A 15,969-nucleotide genomic window follows, 5' to 3' on the forward strand; every position below is an offset into this window, starting at 1 on the left:
GGTGAGAATATGGTAGAAATTTTACTGGTTCCTCTTATAACAGCATTTATATCGGATATTTTTATAAAAAACAAGCGGCTCGTATGGTTTCTTTTTCTGATTTCTAATGGCTATATATTATATAAACTTTACTCATTGTATGGAAAGTGGGATTTAACTTATATATTAAACACTGATTACCAAATATTTGGTGCAAAACTAAGTTTAGGACTTTCAAATAATCCTTTAGGATGGTATTTTGCCTTTTTCTCGGCTGTTGTTACCTTAGTAATTGCTATATTTTCTATAGGATTTAATACAAACTCTAAAGGAAATGTAGCTCCTATATGGATGCTAATTATATTTGCTAATCTTGGAATATTCTATGCAGCAGATTGGATAACATTTTTTATGATGTGGGAACTTATGGGATGGACATCTTTTTTCGCAATAACCAATGGAAATACTAAAGCATTAGATGGTGCAAAATATTACTTGGCTCTTTCTCTTCTTGGTGGGTCTTCCATGTTAATTGCAATATTACTGCTTGGTGCATATACTAAAACTTTTATTATTATTACTTCTGCTTATAGATTGATCCAGCTGTTTAATTTGGCAGAAGGTGTTTTTACAACAATATTACTTTTGTTTATTATGGCATTCTTCATAAAATCGGCAATATTTCCATTTTACATGTGGCCTTCAAAAGTATATGCTGTAGGTCCTGAAGATTACATTGCGTTTATGTCTTCAGTAATGATAAAATATGGCATTTATCCTATGGCAATATTCATAGTTCCTGTAATTGGAAATTTACAACTTCCTAAGATATTTAATGCAGGTAATTGGATGCAATATTTTATTGGTTATCTTGGAGCGCTTAGTGCTGTTGTAGGGACTTTACTTGCTATGTTTCAGACTGATATGAAAAAATTATTTGCGTATTCCTCTGTGGCAAACATGGGATATATACTTTTAGGTTTCGCATCTATGAGTATAGTAGGTTTTGAAGGTTCGCTTTTCCATGTTGTTAATCATATTGTTTTAAAAGCTGCGATATTTTTATCTCTTGCTGCTGTAGTGTATAGGACGGGTGAGAGTGAGATGCACAAATTAGGTGGACTTGTATATAAAATGCCTATTACTTTTTTGACATTTCTTTTTGGAATAATAGCAGCAGCAGGAATACCACCGCTTAATGGCTTTGGCTCAAAGTGGATGATAATACAAGCGCTTATGGAGAAGAAGATGGTTGTTCTTGTAATATCCATGGTATTTGCATCAACCGGAGCGTTTATGTATTTATTTAGGGCACTTGTTTCTATATTTTTAGGACAACTTCCCGAAAGATATAAGGATGTAAAAGAGGTACCATATACAATGTCAATACCCATGATTATAATGATGGGCTTGATGCTTCTAATTGGTGTGGTACCAGGGGTTGTGATGAAACCATTAACTATTGCACTGGATGCATTAGGGTATAAAGTTGATATCGCTACTTGGACTACTCTTAGTTCGTCTTTTAAAAATGCGACGATAGATTTAAAAATAGTATTTTACATGTTTGCTATGGGTATTGTAGTTGCAGCTTTGATGTATTTGTTTGGAAACAAATCCGAAACTATACCACAGCATGATAATTACACAGCAGGAGAGAACCCAATAGAATGGGGAGTTGATGCAGACAAGTTTAACTATTCTTATTCATTTTACCAACCATTTAAGGAGATGTTTGACCCGCTTTTTGAAAGAATTTCAATAGATAGATTTTTTTCAAGTATAGGTAAAAATTTTGAATATATAAGCCCAACCATTCAAGGGCTATATAAAAGAGGAGAAGGAGCAGTGTTGCTTTTTAGCATTGGTGTTCTCTTATTTATACTAGGGGGTTGGATTTTATGATAGCAGCTATAAGAGTTTTTGGTTATAGCTTGTTTGCAATATTTATTGGACTCTTATTTATGGGTATAGGGAGGAAGATTATTGCAAGAATTCAGCTGAGATTAGGTCCACCATTTTATCAGGCATTTTTAGATGTAGGAAAACTCTTTGCCAGAAAGTCCATAACACACAATTTTGTGATGGACCTTGGAATGATAATGTCGCTTGCGGGACTACTGTCAACTATGCTATTTGTTCCAGTAGCTGGACATATGGCTATAAAGACTAGTTCTAATCTAATTCTAATAATTTACCTCATGGCCATTGGACATCTTGGAATGGCGATGGCAGCTGCAGCCAGTGGAAATCCCAATGCAACAATTGGCGTATCTCGTGCACTTACAATGATGCTGGGATATGAAATTCCGTTTTTTACAGTAATGTTAGGATTAATAATTTTTAATGGGACTTCTTCTCTTGAGCTTATTGCGCAAAGTCAGGCAGGTGGAATATTGAATTGGAATATGGTTAAATTTCCGCTTGGATTTTTAGCAGCTGAAATTGCATTACAAGCGATAATGGGAGAAAAACCATTTGATGCAATGGTAGCACCTGCTGAGATAGCTTCAGGACCTATGGTGGAGCTTGGTGGTAAGTACCTGGGACTTGCATTTTTGACACATGCAGTTTCAATTTTTGTTGAAACAGGGATAATGGTAAATTTATTTATGGGCGGTGCTTCAAATGTATTTACTTTTGTATTAAAACAATTTGAAATATATTTAATTACTATACTTATTGAGGCCGTATTCCCGAGATTTAGAATAGAGCAGGCAGTTAAATTTCTCTGGACTGTTCCCATGAGCATTGCAGTTGTCCAGCTTGCGATAATATTATTGTAAGATAATAGAAGGGGGCAATTTGAATGGAAGATTTAAAGGCTAATGATAAAAGAAGCTATATTGATAATTTGATAGATTTTTTTAGAAAAAGATCTATATGGATGCTTCATTACTGTACAGGTTGCGGAGCAGTGGAACTGCCGCCTTCAATGACATCCAGGTGGGATATTGAAAGATTTGGCATAGTGCCAATGGCGACGCCAAGACAGGCAGATGTCCTTTTAGTAACAGGATATGTTTCGTTGAAGACATTAAAGAGGATTATAAAGATTTATGAACAAATGCCAGAACCCAAATGGGTTTTAGCATTTGGTTCGTGTACAGTAAATGGAGGAATTTACTGGGATTCTTATAACACCATAACAAATCTTGCGGAATATATTCCTGTTGATATTACTGTATCGGGCTGTATGCCTAGGCCAGAAGCAGTTATAGATGCATTGCAAACGCTAATGGAAATGATACAGTCTGGCGAGGGAGGAGCGTACAAAAAATACAAAGAAAACTATGAATACTATAAAAAGAACCAGGATAGAGTTTTAAGGAAAACAGCCCCAATATTAGGAAGCAGCGAAACAGAGTCAATTTATCAAGAAAAGGAGGGGAATTATGAAACTTGATAAAGAAAGCATAATAGAACTTTTAAATCAAAAAGGAGTAGAGGTTTTAGACCTTTATCCAAATCAAATAAGTGTAAATATTAAAAAAGATAACCTCTTAAACCATTTGGTATTTTTAAGGTCAATAGGTTTTGATCATCTATCATTTATAAATGCAGTTGATTTTATAGATGAAGGTGAATTTGAACTTGTTTATCATGTTTGGTCTTACACTCATAAAATTCATGTTTTAAACAAAGTAAGAATAAGCAGAAATAATCCTGTTATACCAACGATAGTAAATCTTTGGGAACAAGCGCAGTTTTATGAGCAAGAAATACACGAGTTTTTTGGGATAATTTTTGAGGGAAACAAAGATTTATCTCCTTTGTTCTTGGAAAATTGGGTAGATATACCGCCGCTTAGAAAAGATTTTGATACAAAAGAGTTTTCTGTAAGATTGTTTGGTGCCGAGATAAGGAGGTGATATATGATGGATTCACCATCATATATGTTGAGCAAAATAGCTGAAAAAGACAATTTAACTGTATACGAGCTTTTTTTTGGTCCTAATCATCCAGGAATGCATGGTAATTTTGGCTATGTACTTGAAATGATAGGGACAGAAATAGTTAAAGTTAGACCCAATGCAGGACATTTGCATAGAGGATTTGAAAAATTAATGGAACAGAAGCTGTGGGTTCAAAATATAGCACTTGTTCCTAGAATATGTGTTGCTGATCCAGACCCCAATGAAGTAGCCTATTGTACAGCCATTGAAAAGATACTAAGGGTTGACATCCCAGATAGAGCAAAATTTTTAAGAACAATCACTCTTGAAATGAGCAGGCTGTCTTCTTTCTTAATGGGAATGGGTGCCCTTGCTGCAGCTGTAGGTCTATATACGGCTATGAACATTATGACCGCCGATAGGGACTTAATACTTGATTTATTCGAATGGTTAACAGGAGCAAGAGTATACCACATGTTTAGCATACCAGGAGGCGTTAGAAATGATTTGGCTGATGGTTTTGTAGAAAGACTATATAAAGTATTGGACCATTTAGAAAAAAGGCTAATTGAATATGATAAATTACTGTTTGAAAATCCTATAATCCACAAAAGATTAAAAGGATTAGGTTATGTCTCTAAAGAAGATGCAGTAAAATATGGGCTTACTGGCCCGAATCTTAGAGCATCAGGTAACCCCTATGATGTAAGAGTTGATGATCCATATGCAGCTTACCCCTACCTTGACGTTAGAGTAATAACACAAGAAGGTGGAGATGCATTAACTAGGGCTATTCAAATAAGATTGGAGTTTGAAGAAACGATTAATCTTATAAGGCGGGCACTTAAGACCATGCCAGAAGGAGAGATTAGACTAAATCTTGGAAATCTTTCGGCACTTAAAGTGCCAAAAGGAGAAGCATATGCAAAAGTTGAATCGTCAAAGGGAGAGTTTGGATATTATGTAGTGTCAGACGGCGGAATGAAGCCATACAGAGTTGCGGTTAGAGGTCCTTCTCTTCCTGCAGGATTACTGCTTGCGCAAAAACATCTTCCCAAAATGAAAATAGATGATGTAGCTGCGTGGATGGCATCACTTGCAATTTGTCCGCCTGATATAGATAAATAGGAGGGAAGTAACGATATGTCACTGGGAGATAAGAGTGTATATTCCCCGCTTACTAATCTTAAAAATTTATTTAAAAAACCTATAACAGTAAAATATCCCAAAGAAATTTTGAAAGTGTTTCCAAAAGATGGCGTATCGCCTATTTATAGAGGGCTTCATACCAATGATTTAAACAAATGTATTGGATGTGGAATGTGCCAGAGAATATGTCCTTTCGATGCTATAGAAATGAAAGTTATTGGCGAAAATGAGCAAGGCAGAGCTATTAAAAAACCAGTTGTTGATTATGGAAGGTGTAGTTTTTGTGGATTTTGCGTAGATGTTTGTCCAACTAACTCATTAAAGATGTCAAGACATTATATATACAAAGTAAAGACAGTAAAATCGATGAGTGCAAAGGAAGAGGTAGAGCATATAAAGCAAAAATTTAAGCTTATGCCGGATGAATCTTTGGGAGATGATATAGGGTATAATACTGGGAAAGCCAAGAAAATATTAGGATAAAAATTATTCATTGTGATTATATTGATAAACATATGCAAAAGTAGGAGGTATAATATATGGTAACAGCATTAGTTGTAATTTTAGTACTTATTCTGTTATTGCCATTTGTGGTAAAGCAAGTAGAACACAATTTGGAATATTTTTTATTTACAATGGGAATTATATCTGTAATTGTGTCAAAACAATTTAGTGCAGAATTGTTTTTCCATATTTTCAAAAATCCACTCATTTACTATATTACTTTGGCAGTTTTGATTGCAGGGTTAATTTTTACATTGTTAAAAGAAAAATTGAAAATAGGTGTTGAAAAAGTTGCAGATAAAATATCTTTGAGGCTTTTCGCATTCATTATAATCGTGGTACTTGGGCTCATGTCAAGCATTATTACAGCAATAATTGCCTCTTTGGTTTTGGTTGAAGTCGTAAACTACTTGCCTCTTACTAGAAAAAACAAAGTAAATTTGATTGTCATTGCTTGTTTCTCCATAGGCCTTGGTGCTGTTTTAACGCCTGTAGGAGAGCCACTGGCTACTATTGTTGTATCCAAGTTACATGCGGACTTCTTTTATCTTGCACGATTAATAGGTATTGATATAATAATTGCAATTTTAGCTCTTGGATTAATAGGAACATTTTTTGCAAAAAGAGAAAGTGGGATAGGTGAGCCTACAGAAGATGTTGAGGCAGATGAGAATATAAAAGAAGTATTCATTAGAGCTTTTAAAGTATTCGTCTTTATTTTTGCATTAGAGCTACTTGGAACAGGTTTTAAGCCTATAATTGATTTATATATTGTTAAAATGAAAAGTGAGCTTTTATACTGGGTAAATACAATTTCCGCAATTGTTGATAATGCTACGCTAGCAGCAGCAGAAATTTCTCCATCAATGACGCCGGAACAGATAAGAGCTATTTTAATGGGAATGCTTATTAGTGGAGGGATGTTAATTCCAGGTAATATTCCAAACATCATTTCAGCGGGAAAATTAAAAATAAAAAGTACAGAATGGGCACGAACTGCTGTTCCTCTAGGTGCAATACTTTTGATAGTGTATTATATTGTATTGTTTGTGATCTAAATAAATTCAAGTAGGAGTATACTTGACACTTAAATAATTCTCTGATAAAATACCTTTATGCAGAGTACAAATAAAAAGCCACAGGTTTATTTTGTGGGCATGCATATTTACGGTGGATTGTATGATTAATAGATTCATGGAAGCTGCTATTTTAGAGGCGAAGAAAAGTTACCAACTTGGAGAAGTACCTGTTGGAGCTGTTATTGTAAAAGATGGACAAATAATTGGGAAAGGATTCAATCAAAAAGAATCATCAAATGATGCAACAGCTCATGCGGAAATATTAGCGATAAAAGAAGCTTGTAAAACTCTTGGCAGTTGGAGACTTGATGACTGTAGCATGTATGTGACTTTAGAGCCTTGCCCTATGTGCGCTGGAGCTATTTTAGAATCCCGCATAAAGAGGGTATATATAGGAGCGGAAAGTGAAAGAACAGGTGCTGCAGGTACAGTAGTTGATATTTTAAATAACAGCTATTTAGGAAGTAAAACAGAAGTGTATTTTGGAATAATGGAAGAGGAATGCAAAACTCTTTTAAAAGATTTCTTTGAAAATTTAAGGGGATAAGTGCGGAGAGATGGCTGAGTGGTCGAAAGCGCTCGCCTCGAAAGCGAGTGGGCGAATTTTTCGCCTCGTGAGTTCGAATCTCACTCTCTCCGCCATGAAAATTGAATAAAAAGGTGGAGTAATTACATGGGTTGAAGTCCAGTAAAACGTGGAGAGATGACCGAGTGGACGAAGGTGCACGACTGGAAATCGTGTGTACCCTTTAAAAGGGGTACCGAGGGTTCGAATCCCTCTCTCTCCGCCATGAAAAAGGTAATTCTTGGCCGTACTAGATGGGGAGGTAGCGGTGCCCTATAACCTGCAACCCGCTATAGCAGGGTCGAATTCCCAGGCTGAGGCCTGACCATTGTAAGGTCTGGCATAAGTAAGTGGCGTTGATACTTGAGTCCTGCGCAACGGAAATTTGCGAACCCCGTCAGGTCCGGAAGGAAGCAGCGGTAAGCAAACACTTCCGTGTGCCGCAGGGGCGCTTGAGTGGAGCTAACTGCTTATGTAACGCTTATGGTGGCAGGTCGAAGCTGGGTGTACGGCCTTTTATTTTTTATTTGTCCTTTGCCTATTATGTTCTCAAAAATCATATCTTCAGCTTTTAGAAATTTTGTGATGATTGGGATGCACTTATTCTGAGTCTATTTTTGTGGGAGGCATTCAGAATAAGTGCGCTATTTTTTTATGGGTGATTTTTGCCTACTCCAACGTTTATTCTAGAACCCATATGTTTTTACATAACCCTTCTTAAAAGTTTCCATTTAAGTTTTTATAGGTTTATCCGAAATAACATAGAGAAGTCGTTTTCTACAAAAGAAGAAAGTTGGGGGATTTTATGTTAAGTGATTATAATAAAAAGCTATTCTTTGTTTTATTTGGTTTATCGATAACTGTGTACACATTGTCTGTTGCGCATTTTTTATCAGGATTTGAAAATAAAATTTTTATCGGTGGCATAATTTTATTAATTTTAACGGGGCTATCTGTTATTTTGTCTAAAAAGCTATCTCAGCCCCTTGAGAAATTAAATGAAGGTGTAAAAAGAATAGCTCAAGGGGATTTTAGTTTTCGCATAAATGTTACCGATTCAAAAGAATTTATAGAACTATCAAAAAATTTCAATTCTATGGCAATGGAGTTATCACAAAGTTACATGAAACTAAAAGAACAAACTGAGAATTTAATGCGCCAAAACGAAGAATTACAAGAATTTAATGCAGAGTTGGAAGCTTCATATGAGCAATTAGAAGTTTTAGCTCATGAGCTAGAAATTTCTGAAAGAAAATATAGATTGTTAGTTGATAATATTCTAGATATTTTGTGGGTGACAGACAAAAATTTTATTATTGAATTTGTCAATTCAAGAGTTGTAAGATATTTGAATTATACACCTCCGGAGTTAATAGGGAAAAGTCTCTTGGAAATTGTGGATGAAGAAAGTAAAGAGACATTAAAAGACATGATGGCAGGAAAAATCAATTTTTCGGAGATTAATTTTAAAAGTAAAGAAGGTTTGCTGGTCATAACAGAAACTCATGTAAAAAGGCTTAAAGTTGAGGGAGATGTGGTAGGCATACAAGGTATTTCCAGGGATATTACAGAGATCTATCATGTTAAACAGCAAATAGTTGAAAAAAACAATGAAATATTGGCCATAAGCGATGTAGGAAGACTTTTAACATCGGGAAGTGACATGAAGGAAGTGTTAAATAATATTGTGGAAAAAGTAGCAAATATACTCAATTCACCTCTCTGTACCATAAGAGAGCATGATAAAAAGTCACAAAAATTTATTTTACTTACAAAAGGCGGGGAGCTTAAAGATTATCCTATCTCAAGTGAAATAATATTACCACAACAAGATATTAATGATTTAGTGAATTTGAAAGAAATAAAAATAAAAGGTGTTGAGGAGTTCCCACATGATAATAATTTAACCTCTATTTTTGTTGCTAAAGAAGTCTTTTCTGTCGTTATTGTGCCTTTAGTCTCCAGGAATGAAACGATTGGAATATTGACTGTATGGACTTCTACCAAGACAGTAAAAAACATGAGTTTGTTGAGGTCGATTGCGAGTGCAGTCTCTGTTGCAATTGAAAATTCCAAGCTTTATGACGAAATCAAGAAGTTATTTATAAAGACTATAGAAGCTTTAGCTTATGCAATGGAAGCAAAGGATTTATATACGAAAGGACATTCTATGAGAGTATCTCAATATGCGGCTTTGATAGGAGAATATATGGGACTTTCAAGAGAAAAAGTAGAACAACTTAGAATTGCTGGGATATTACATGATATAGGAAAGATAGGTATTTCAGATGCGATTCTTTTGAAGATGGGAAAACTTACAGATGAAGAATATAAGGTAATTAAAAGTCATCCAGAAATATCAAGAAGAATTTTAATGCCTATTGATCTGCCAGAAGAGATATTAGAGGCTGTTTCAAAGCATCATGAGCGATATGATGGGAAAGGTTATCCTTATGGGTTAAAAGGGGAAGAAATTCCTATAGAGGCAGCAATTCTCGGTGTGGCAGATGCATTTGATGCCATGACTTCAGATAGGTCTTACAGAAAAGGAATGAATGTTGAAGAAGCTATAAATGAGTTTTTAAAATATAAAGGAACACAATTCCATCCTGAAGTGGTAGATACCTTTATTTCTCTTTACATGAATGAAAAACACAGACTAGAAGAGATAAAAAATCAAGTTTTTTCAAATGCTTCTTAAAAGATATAGAAATATCTCTTTTTTTTTGTTACAATTGAATATAACGAGGTGTTAAAGTATGTATCAGTCTTTATATAGAAAGTACAGGCCCAAAAGCTTTAAAGAGGTGGTGGGGCAAGAGCATATTGTAAAAACTTTAAAAAATCAAATAAAGCTTAATAAGATAGGACATGCTTATCTCTTTACAGGCACAAGAGGAACAGGGAAAACCAGTATAGCTAAGATTTTTGCAAAAGCAGTTAATTGTTTAAATAATACAGATGGAGAGCCTTGTAATTCTTGTGAGATTTGTCAAGCTATAAATAACAATACTACGATGGATGTTTTAGAGATTGATGCTGCATCTAATAACAGTGTAAATGATGTAAGAGAATTGAGAGAGTCTGTAATTTACGCTCCTTCTCAAGCTAAGTACAAAGTATATATAATTGATGAAGTGCATATGCTTTCTACGGGGGCTTTTAATGCTCTTTTAAAAACGTTGGAAGAACCTCCTCCTCATGTGATTTTTATTCTTGCTACTACTGAACCGGATAAATTGCCTGATACAATTTTATCCCGCTGTCAAAGGTTTGACTTCAAAAGAATACCTACCCGGTTAATCGCTCAAAATCTCGATAGAATTTGCAATGACAGTGGAATAAAAATCGAAGAGAAGGGCCTTAAAACTATTGCTCTCTATGGCAATGGTTCTATGAGAGATGCAATAAGTCTACTAGAACAATGTGGTTCTTACAAAGAAGGCCTTATAACCTATGAAGATGTATGCGAAATGTTAGGTGTAGCTAATGATGAAATGTTATTTTCACTTTTAGATCACATGAATGCTAGAGATGTAGCAGCTTCATTGAAACAATTAGATAAAATTTTGTCTTATGGAATAGACGTGGGAAATTTTTTAAAGTCCTTAACTTATATTTTAAGAGATATGGTGCTTTACAAAACAGGAGGAGAAGAGTTAAAAGAAATTTTGTATAGCGATGTAGAAACTATAAAAGAAAGAGTGCAAAAATTTGGTACAGCTTTTTTGACTAACGCTTTAGAAAAATTTACAAATCTACAAAAAGAAGTTAGATATGCTATATCTCCGTTAACCCTCTTAGAAGTAACTATTTTGAGGTTGATAAAGCCGGAAATTTCTTACGATATGATGAGTTTGTTAACAAGAGTAGAACAAATAGAAGACAAATTAGAAAAAGGACAATTTTTTTTGAAGGAAGAAAAAGGAGAGAAAAATAAAAAAATAAATTTGCCAGAAGAAGAAAAAGAAGAAAACGTGATATCGCAAATAGTACAGCAAGAGGATATAGATCTAGAAAAGGTGTGGGCTGAAGTAAAAGAAATGATAAAAAAAGAAAGAATAGCTTTGTATGCCTTTATAGAAAAAGGGACTCCTTATTTAAAAAAAGGAATAATTGTGGTAGAATATCCTGAAGAGTATGCTTTATTAAAGGAAGAATTAAGCAAAGCGGAAAACAAGAGTTTTATTGAAGAAATATTAAAAAAACTAGTTGGGAAAGCAATCCCTTTGAAGTTTGAGTTAAGGAAAAATGAAGAAGAATTACTTGTGCAGCAAGTTAAAGAGCTTTTTGGCGAAGATATAGAGATAATATAATAATTTTCACAAATAATTCAAAAAAGCATATAAATATTTTTAGAATAAAAATTTAGGAGGTTATACTGTTATGGCAAAAGGAGGATTTCCGGGCGGGTTTAATATAAATAACATGATTAAACAAGCCCAACAGATGCAGGAAGAAATGAAAAGAGTGCAAGAGGAATTAGTGCAAAAAACTGTAGAAGCTACTGCCGGTGGTGGGATGGTAAAAGTAGTGGCTAATGGCAGAAAAGAGCTTGTCAGTATTGAAATAAGCCCTGATGTGGTGGATAAAGAGGATGTAGAAATGCTGGAAGACCTTGTATTGGCTGCGGTTAATCAAGCTTTGAGAAATGCAGAAGAAATGATTGCTTCTGAAATGGCAAAGATAACTGGAGGACTAAACATTCCTGGACTGTTTTGAGGTGAAAAAATGAATTATTATTCTGCATCTTTAGCAAAGCTTATAGAAGAACTGTCAAAGTTGCCCGGTATAGGTCCTAAAACAGCACAAAGGCTTGGTTTTTTCATAATAAACATGCCTTTAGAAGAGGTAAAAAGCTTATCTCAAGCGATTATTGATGCAAAAGAAAAGATAAAGTATTGTAGAATTTGTTATAACATAACTGATACAGAGGTTTGTAATATATGCAGTAATAAAGAAAGAGATCATTCTCTTATATGTGTTGTTTCTCATCCTATGGATGTTGTCGCAATGGAGAAAATACGAGAATATAAAGGAGTGTATCATGTACTCCATGGTGTTATTTCTCCGATAGAAGGCGTTGGTCCTGAAGATATAAAAATTAAAGAACTTTTAGACAGGGTTAAAAATGGAAATATAAAAGAAGTCATACTTGCTACAAATCCTGACATAGAAGGAGAAGCGACGGCAATGTACATTGCTAAGCTATTAAAGCCGTTAGGAATAAAAGTCACAAGGATTGCTCATGGGGTGCCGGTAGGCGGTGACCTGGAATACACCGATGTTGTAACTCTTTCAAGGGCTCTTGAAGGTAGAAGAGAATTGTAAAAGGTATTGCATTTTCATTTGTAGTTTATTATAATAAATTTATAATAAATTTGTGATGAATACCATAAGGCGATGGAGCTCGCCATAAATGCGGAAACGCTAATGGCTCCTATTAGGATGATAGAAGGCCTAATAGGGGTTTTTTATTGCCTAAAAATGTAAACAGAAAGGGGATTTTCATGGAGTACATCTATATAGGAATTGGAGGATTTTTTGGAGCAGTACTAAGATATTTAATAACAATTTACTTTACAAAAATGTATCACACTATATTTCCCTTTGAAACTTTTATGATAAATATTTTAGGTTCGTTTTTGTTAAGTTTTATCGCTAATTTTACTATGGATGAGTACGAGGTAAATACTAATTTGAGGTTAGCGATAACAACAGGATTTATTGGGGCTTTTACAACATTTTCTACTTTTAGTATGGAAACAATAAATTTATTAAAAGCAGGGAAAGATTATATTGCTCTAAGTTATATAATTTTATCAATATTTGGTGGCCTTTTGATGTCTTATTTAGGATTTGAATTTGCTGACAAAACTTTTGACTTACTAAAGGAGCGGAAGAAGGAAGATAACAAGTATACTGTATGTGGGAATTGGAGGAATTTTTGGAACAATATTGAGATATGAAATATCGCGGCATATAAAGGAAAACCGAGAGATAGTTATTCCTATTGAAACTTTTATTATAAATGTATTAGGTGCGTTTTTATTAAACTTTTTATCAAGTCCTAAAATAAATGTAAATTTAAGCTATGATGTTAAACTTTTTCTGACAACGGGATTTCTAGGTGCTTTTACAACATACTCAACTTTTTCCCATGAGACAGTAGACTTAATCAAGAATAAAAAATATTTTCATGCATTTATATATATGTCCTTAACAATTATATTTGGACTAATAGGAGGAGTATTGGGATATTATCTCGGAAATTATATGGGAAAATTGATTTGATTGGTGTATAATATATATCAGTAGAAAATAAATATCAATTAGGAGGAATAAAATGTGAACTTAAATTATAATAATTTGCTGTCCGCTTTATCTTTGGCCCTTGACGTCCAAGAGTATAAAAACATGGGACATGCAAGAAGGGTGGCTTATATTTCTTTAAGGATTTCTGAGATGTTAAATTTAAACGAAGAAGAATCAAAAAAAGTATACTATTCTGCTTTTTTACATGATATAGGGAAAGGGGATATATACGAAGACTTTGACACAGATGAATGGTGGAAACACAGTGAAAGAGGAAGTGAGATTGTAAAGAAGTTGCCCTTTGGAGAAAATTTTTCGGATATTATAAGATATCATCATGAAAATTACGATGGAAGCGGACATTTTAAGCTAAACGGCGATTCTATTCCTTTAGGAGCTCAAATTGTTTTTATATCTGATCAATTTGATATACGGTACACCTCATTGGCTGGGAAAGAAAGCGAGTATAGTATTCGGAATAATATCAAAGAATATATAAAAAGTGGTGCTGGCAAGACGTTTAATCCTGTGATTGCAAATGCATTACTTGATCTTACAAGACAAGAAAAATTTTGGCTTGATTATAAATTTTTTGATATAAAAACTATATTAAAAAGGATTGAACCTAAGGACATGGTTTCAATAGGAATTAATGAATTAGAGGATATAGCAGAAACTTTCGCGCAGATTATCGATAATAGAAGCCGATTTACATATAACCATTCAAGAGGTATTTCAAACTTGGCATATAATATGGCCAAAGTGATAGGCTATGATGAAGAAGTGACCAGGAAAATAAAAATTGCGGGATTGCTACATGACCTTGGAAAGCTAGCTATACCTAATTCTATTCTTGACAAACCGGACAAGCTTACTGAAGAGGAGTTTATGGTTATAAAATCTCATACCTATTATACTAAAGAAATACTCAAAGAAATAGGAGGAATAGATGATATAGCAGAATGGGCAGCAAATCATCACGAGAAATTAGATGGAAGCGGGTATCCTGAGGGATTAAAAGGTGATGAAATTGGAGAGATTGATAGACATGTGGCGGTTTGTGACATGTATCAAGCATTGACAGAAGACAGGCCTTATAGAAAGGGACTTGAACCGAAGCAAGCGATAGACATTATTGCAAAATCGGTGAAAGATAATAAAGTAAGCGAAGAATCTTTAGAAATTTTAAAAGAAGTGGTACTTTGATGTATACTCAACCGTATTTTAGGAAATAATACGGTTGAGGAGGTATATTATGGGAATGCTTTTTGATTATTTAAAAGAAATAGCGGTAACAAAAAATATATATGACTACAATAGTGAGAACTATCAATTAGTAAATGAAGTGAGACAAACGATAAAAGAATTGAAAGATGCAGAAATATATTTTCAAAGTGTCACAGACCCTGATTTAGTAGATTATGCCATATATCGGTTAGAGAGTTTAAAGAGAAAGTACATATATTTATTGAAAAAAGCAAAAGAAGAGGGAATAAATTCTGATAATTTTAACTCTCTTTTATCATAATTTGTCCTTCCCCTAAGTATAAATATAACAGTATAAACTCTTAGGGGGTTTTTATATGAACATAAGCATTGAATACAATATAATTATCGCTTATCTAATAGGCTTATTTCTCCTCTACTTTTTAGGTTGGTTATTAGTTGTACCAAGAAAATTTTTGTTAAGAATTATAATAAATGGAATTATTGGTGGATTGATTTTGTTTATTATCAATTTGTTAGGAAAATCCATCGGCTTATATATAGCTATAAATCCTGTTACTGCTCTTGTTGCGGGTTTTTTAGGCATCCCTGGGATTATTCTTTTGATAATTCTTCAGTATATTGTTTGAAGTTGCAACAAAAATAAATAGTTTAAAAATCCTCCTTTTTGAAATAATAATTTATGTAAAACAAATAAAAGGAGGATTTTTATGACTGTCAAGAGCGATATGGAAAAGGCTATTGCAGCAGCGCAAGCTGCCCTTGGAACTTATGCGCAGTTTGCAAGCTCTACAGACGACCCTGCTGCAAAACAAATGTTCCAACAGATGCAACAAGATATGCAGAGACATGTTACTATGCTCACTAATAGGTTAAATTATATAAATACCCACAACAAACTCAATCAACAGTCTCAAGCTACTCAACAAGCAACTCAGCAGAATCAACAAAATGTTCTTACTAATAAAAAGTAGTTTGTGGAGGCCTTGTGCCTCCAATCAATTTATTCCTAATAAATTAAAACTTCCTGCTAATATTTACACGAATTTAATCTCATAAAAATGAGGATTAACATGTAATAATAAGATAGATACACTAAATAGTCGTTATTTAAGTTTAATAAATATTTTTAAGGCTTGTCATGAACATGTATTTGTGATATAGTATATACACGCAAAGTCAAATTTTATTAATAAAACTTTTAGGATAAATGGACAAAAGAGGGTATTGACAAAGGGAATAGAATTTGCTAATA

General features: G+C 33.9%; 18 protein-coding genes, 2 tRNA genes, 1 other RNA gene and 1 riboswitch. All 21 genes read left to right on the top strand.

What is annotated here, in order from left to right:
- Positions 1-9 precede the first annotated feature (9 nt).
- Positions 10-1,884 carry a proton-conducting transporter membrane subunit gene (locus M663_RS0100845; RefSeq protein ID WP_029687595.1) on the top strand — a complete coding sequence of 625 codons (1,875 nt, stop codon included), beginning with the start codon at positions 10-12 and terminating at the stop codon, positions 1,882-1,884.
- On the top strand, positions 1,881-2,765 hold the full coding sequence (locus tag M663_RS0100850) for a complex I subunit 1 family protein (protein WP_029687596.1): 885 nt from the start codon (positions 1,881-1,883) through the stop codon (positions 2,763-2,765). Before M663_RS0100845 ends, M663_RS0100850 begins: the two co-directional genes overlap by 4 nt.
- A 23-nt stretch (positions 2,766-2,788) precedes the next feature.
- Entirely contained in the window at positions 2,789-3,385 is a 597-nt protein-coding gene (locus tag M663_RS0100855) for an NADH-quinone oxidoreductase subunit B (RefSeq protein WP_003869956.1), read from the top strand.
- Positions 3,375-3,851, top strand: a complete 477-nt coding sequence (locus M663_RS0100860) for an NADH-quinone oxidoreductase subunit C (protein ID WP_003869955.1) — start codon at positions 3,375-3,377, stop codon at positions 3,849-3,851. The genes M663_RS0100855 and M663_RS0100860 overlap by 11 nt, the downstream gene beginning before the upstream one ends.
- Positions 3,852-3,857: 6 nt before the next feature.
- Positions 3,858-5,003, top strand: a complete 1,146-nt coding sequence (locus tag M663_RS0100865; protein ID WP_273702566.1) for an NADH-quinone oxidoreductase subunit D — start codon at positions 3,858-3,860, stop codon at positions 5,001-5,003.
- Between the two features lie 15 nt (positions 5,004-5,018).
- A complete protein-coding gene (locus M663_RS0100870) occupies positions 5,019-5,507 on the top strand; it encodes a 4Fe-4S binding protein (protein ID WP_004399462.1) in 489 nt (162 codons plus the stop codon).
- 56 nt (positions 5,508-5,563) lie between these two features.
- Entirely contained in the window at positions 5,564-6,586 is a 1,023-nt protein-coding gene (locus M663_RS0100875; RefSeq protein WP_004399460.1) for a DUF1646 domain-containing protein, read from the top strand.
- A 121-nt stretch (positions 6,587-6,707) separates the two neighbouring features.
- On the top strand, positions 6,708-7,154 hold the full coding sequence (gene tadA, locus M663_RS0100880) for a tRNA adenosine(34) deaminase TadA (RefSeq protein WP_004399459.1): 447 nt from the start codon (positions 6,708-6,710) through the stop codon (positions 7,152-7,154).
- A 4-nt stretch (positions 7,155-7,158) separates the two neighbouring features.
- Positions 7,159-7,249: transfer RNA gene (locus M663_RS0100885), tRNA-Ser, on the top strand.
- 55 nt (positions 7,250-7,304) lie between these two features.
- Positions 7,305-7,398 (top strand) — tRNA-Ser (locus M663_RS0100890).
- 19 nt (positions 7,399-7,417) lie between these two features.
- Positions 7,418-7,684: signal recognition particle sRNA large type (gene ffs, locus M663_RS15000), an RNA gene on the top strand.
- Between the two features lie 293 nt (positions 7,685-7,977).
- A complete protein-coding gene (locus M663_RS0100895) occupies positions 7,978-9,873 on the top strand; it encodes an HD domain-containing phosphohydrolase (protein WP_029687598.1) in 1,896 nt (631 codons plus the stop codon).
- A 58-nt stretch (positions 9,874-9,931) separates the two neighbouring features.
- Complete coding sequence (gene dnaX / locus M663_RS0100900) at positions 9,932-11,488, top strand: DNA polymerase III subunit gamma/tau (RefSeq protein WP_029687599.1); 1,557 nt, start codon at positions 9,932-9,934, stop codon at positions 11,486-11,488.
- A 70-nt stretch (positions 11,489-11,558) separates the two neighbouring features.
- Positions 11,559-11,894, top strand: a complete 336-nt coding sequence (locus M663_RS0100905; protein ID WP_029687600.1) for a YbaB/EbfC family nucleoid-associated protein — start codon at positions 11,559-11,561, stop codon at positions 11,892-11,894.
- Positions 11,895-11,903: 9 nt separating this feature from the next.
- Positions 11,904-12,503 (top strand): recombination mediator RecR, encoded by a 600-nt coding sequence (gene recR / locus M663_RS0100910; RefSeq protein WP_029687601.1) that lies wholly within the window; start codon positions 11,904-11,906, stop codon positions 12,501-12,503.
- Between the two features lie 59 nt (positions 12,504-12,562).
- Positions 12,563-12,622: riboswitch (Fluoride riboswitch) on the top strand.
- Positions 12,623-12,682: 60 nt separating this feature from the next.
- A complete protein-coding gene (gene crcB, locus M663_RS0100915; RefSeq protein WP_273702567.1) occupies positions 12,683-13,141 on the top strand; it encodes a fluoride efflux transporter CrcB in 459 nt (152 codons plus the stop codon).
- Positions 13,083-13,466 carry a fluoride efflux transporter CrcB gene (gene crcB, locus M663_RS0100920; protein ID WP_029687603.1) on the top strand — a complete coding sequence of 128 codons (384 nt, stop codon included), beginning with the start codon at positions 13,083-13,085 and terminating at the stop codon, positions 13,464-13,466. Before crcB (M663_RS0100915) ends, crcB (M663_RS0100920) begins: the two co-directional genes overlap by 59 nt.
- A 54-nt stretch (positions 13,467-13,520) precedes the next feature.
- Entirely contained in the window at positions 13,521-14,693 is a 1,173-nt protein-coding gene (locus M663_RS0100925) for an HD-GYP domain-containing protein (RefSeq protein WP_029687604.1), read from the top strand.
- A gap of 49 nt (positions 14,694-14,742) precedes the next feature.
- Positions 14,743-15,015 carry a DUF2508 family protein gene (locus tag M663_RS0100930; protein WP_029687605.1) on the top strand — a complete coding sequence of 91 codons (273 nt, stop codon included), beginning with the start codon at positions 14,743-14,745 and terminating at the stop codon, positions 15,013-15,015.
- 55 nt (positions 15,016-15,070) lie between these two features.
- Positions 15,071-15,343 (top strand): pro-sigmaK processing inhibitor BofA family protein, encoded by a 273-nt coding sequence (locus tag M663_RS0100935; protein WP_029687606.1) that lies wholly within the window; start codon positions 15,071-15,073, stop codon positions 15,341-15,343.
- An 81-nt stretch (positions 15,344-15,424) separates the two neighbouring features.
- Positions 15,425-15,688, top strand: a complete 264-nt coding sequence (locus M663_RS0100945) for a DUF1657 domain-containing protein (RefSeq protein ID WP_003867368.1) — start codon at positions 15,425-15,427, stop codon at positions 15,686-15,688.
- The last annotated feature ends 281 nt before the right edge of the window (positions 15,689-15,969 follow it).

Origin of the sequence: Thermoanaerobacter sp. A7A (genome assembly GCF_000445185.1) — a bacterium.
Taxonomy (GTDB): domain Bacteria; phylum Bacillota; class Thermoanaerobacteria; order Thermoanaerobacterales; family Thermoanaerobacteraceae; genus Thermoanaerobacter.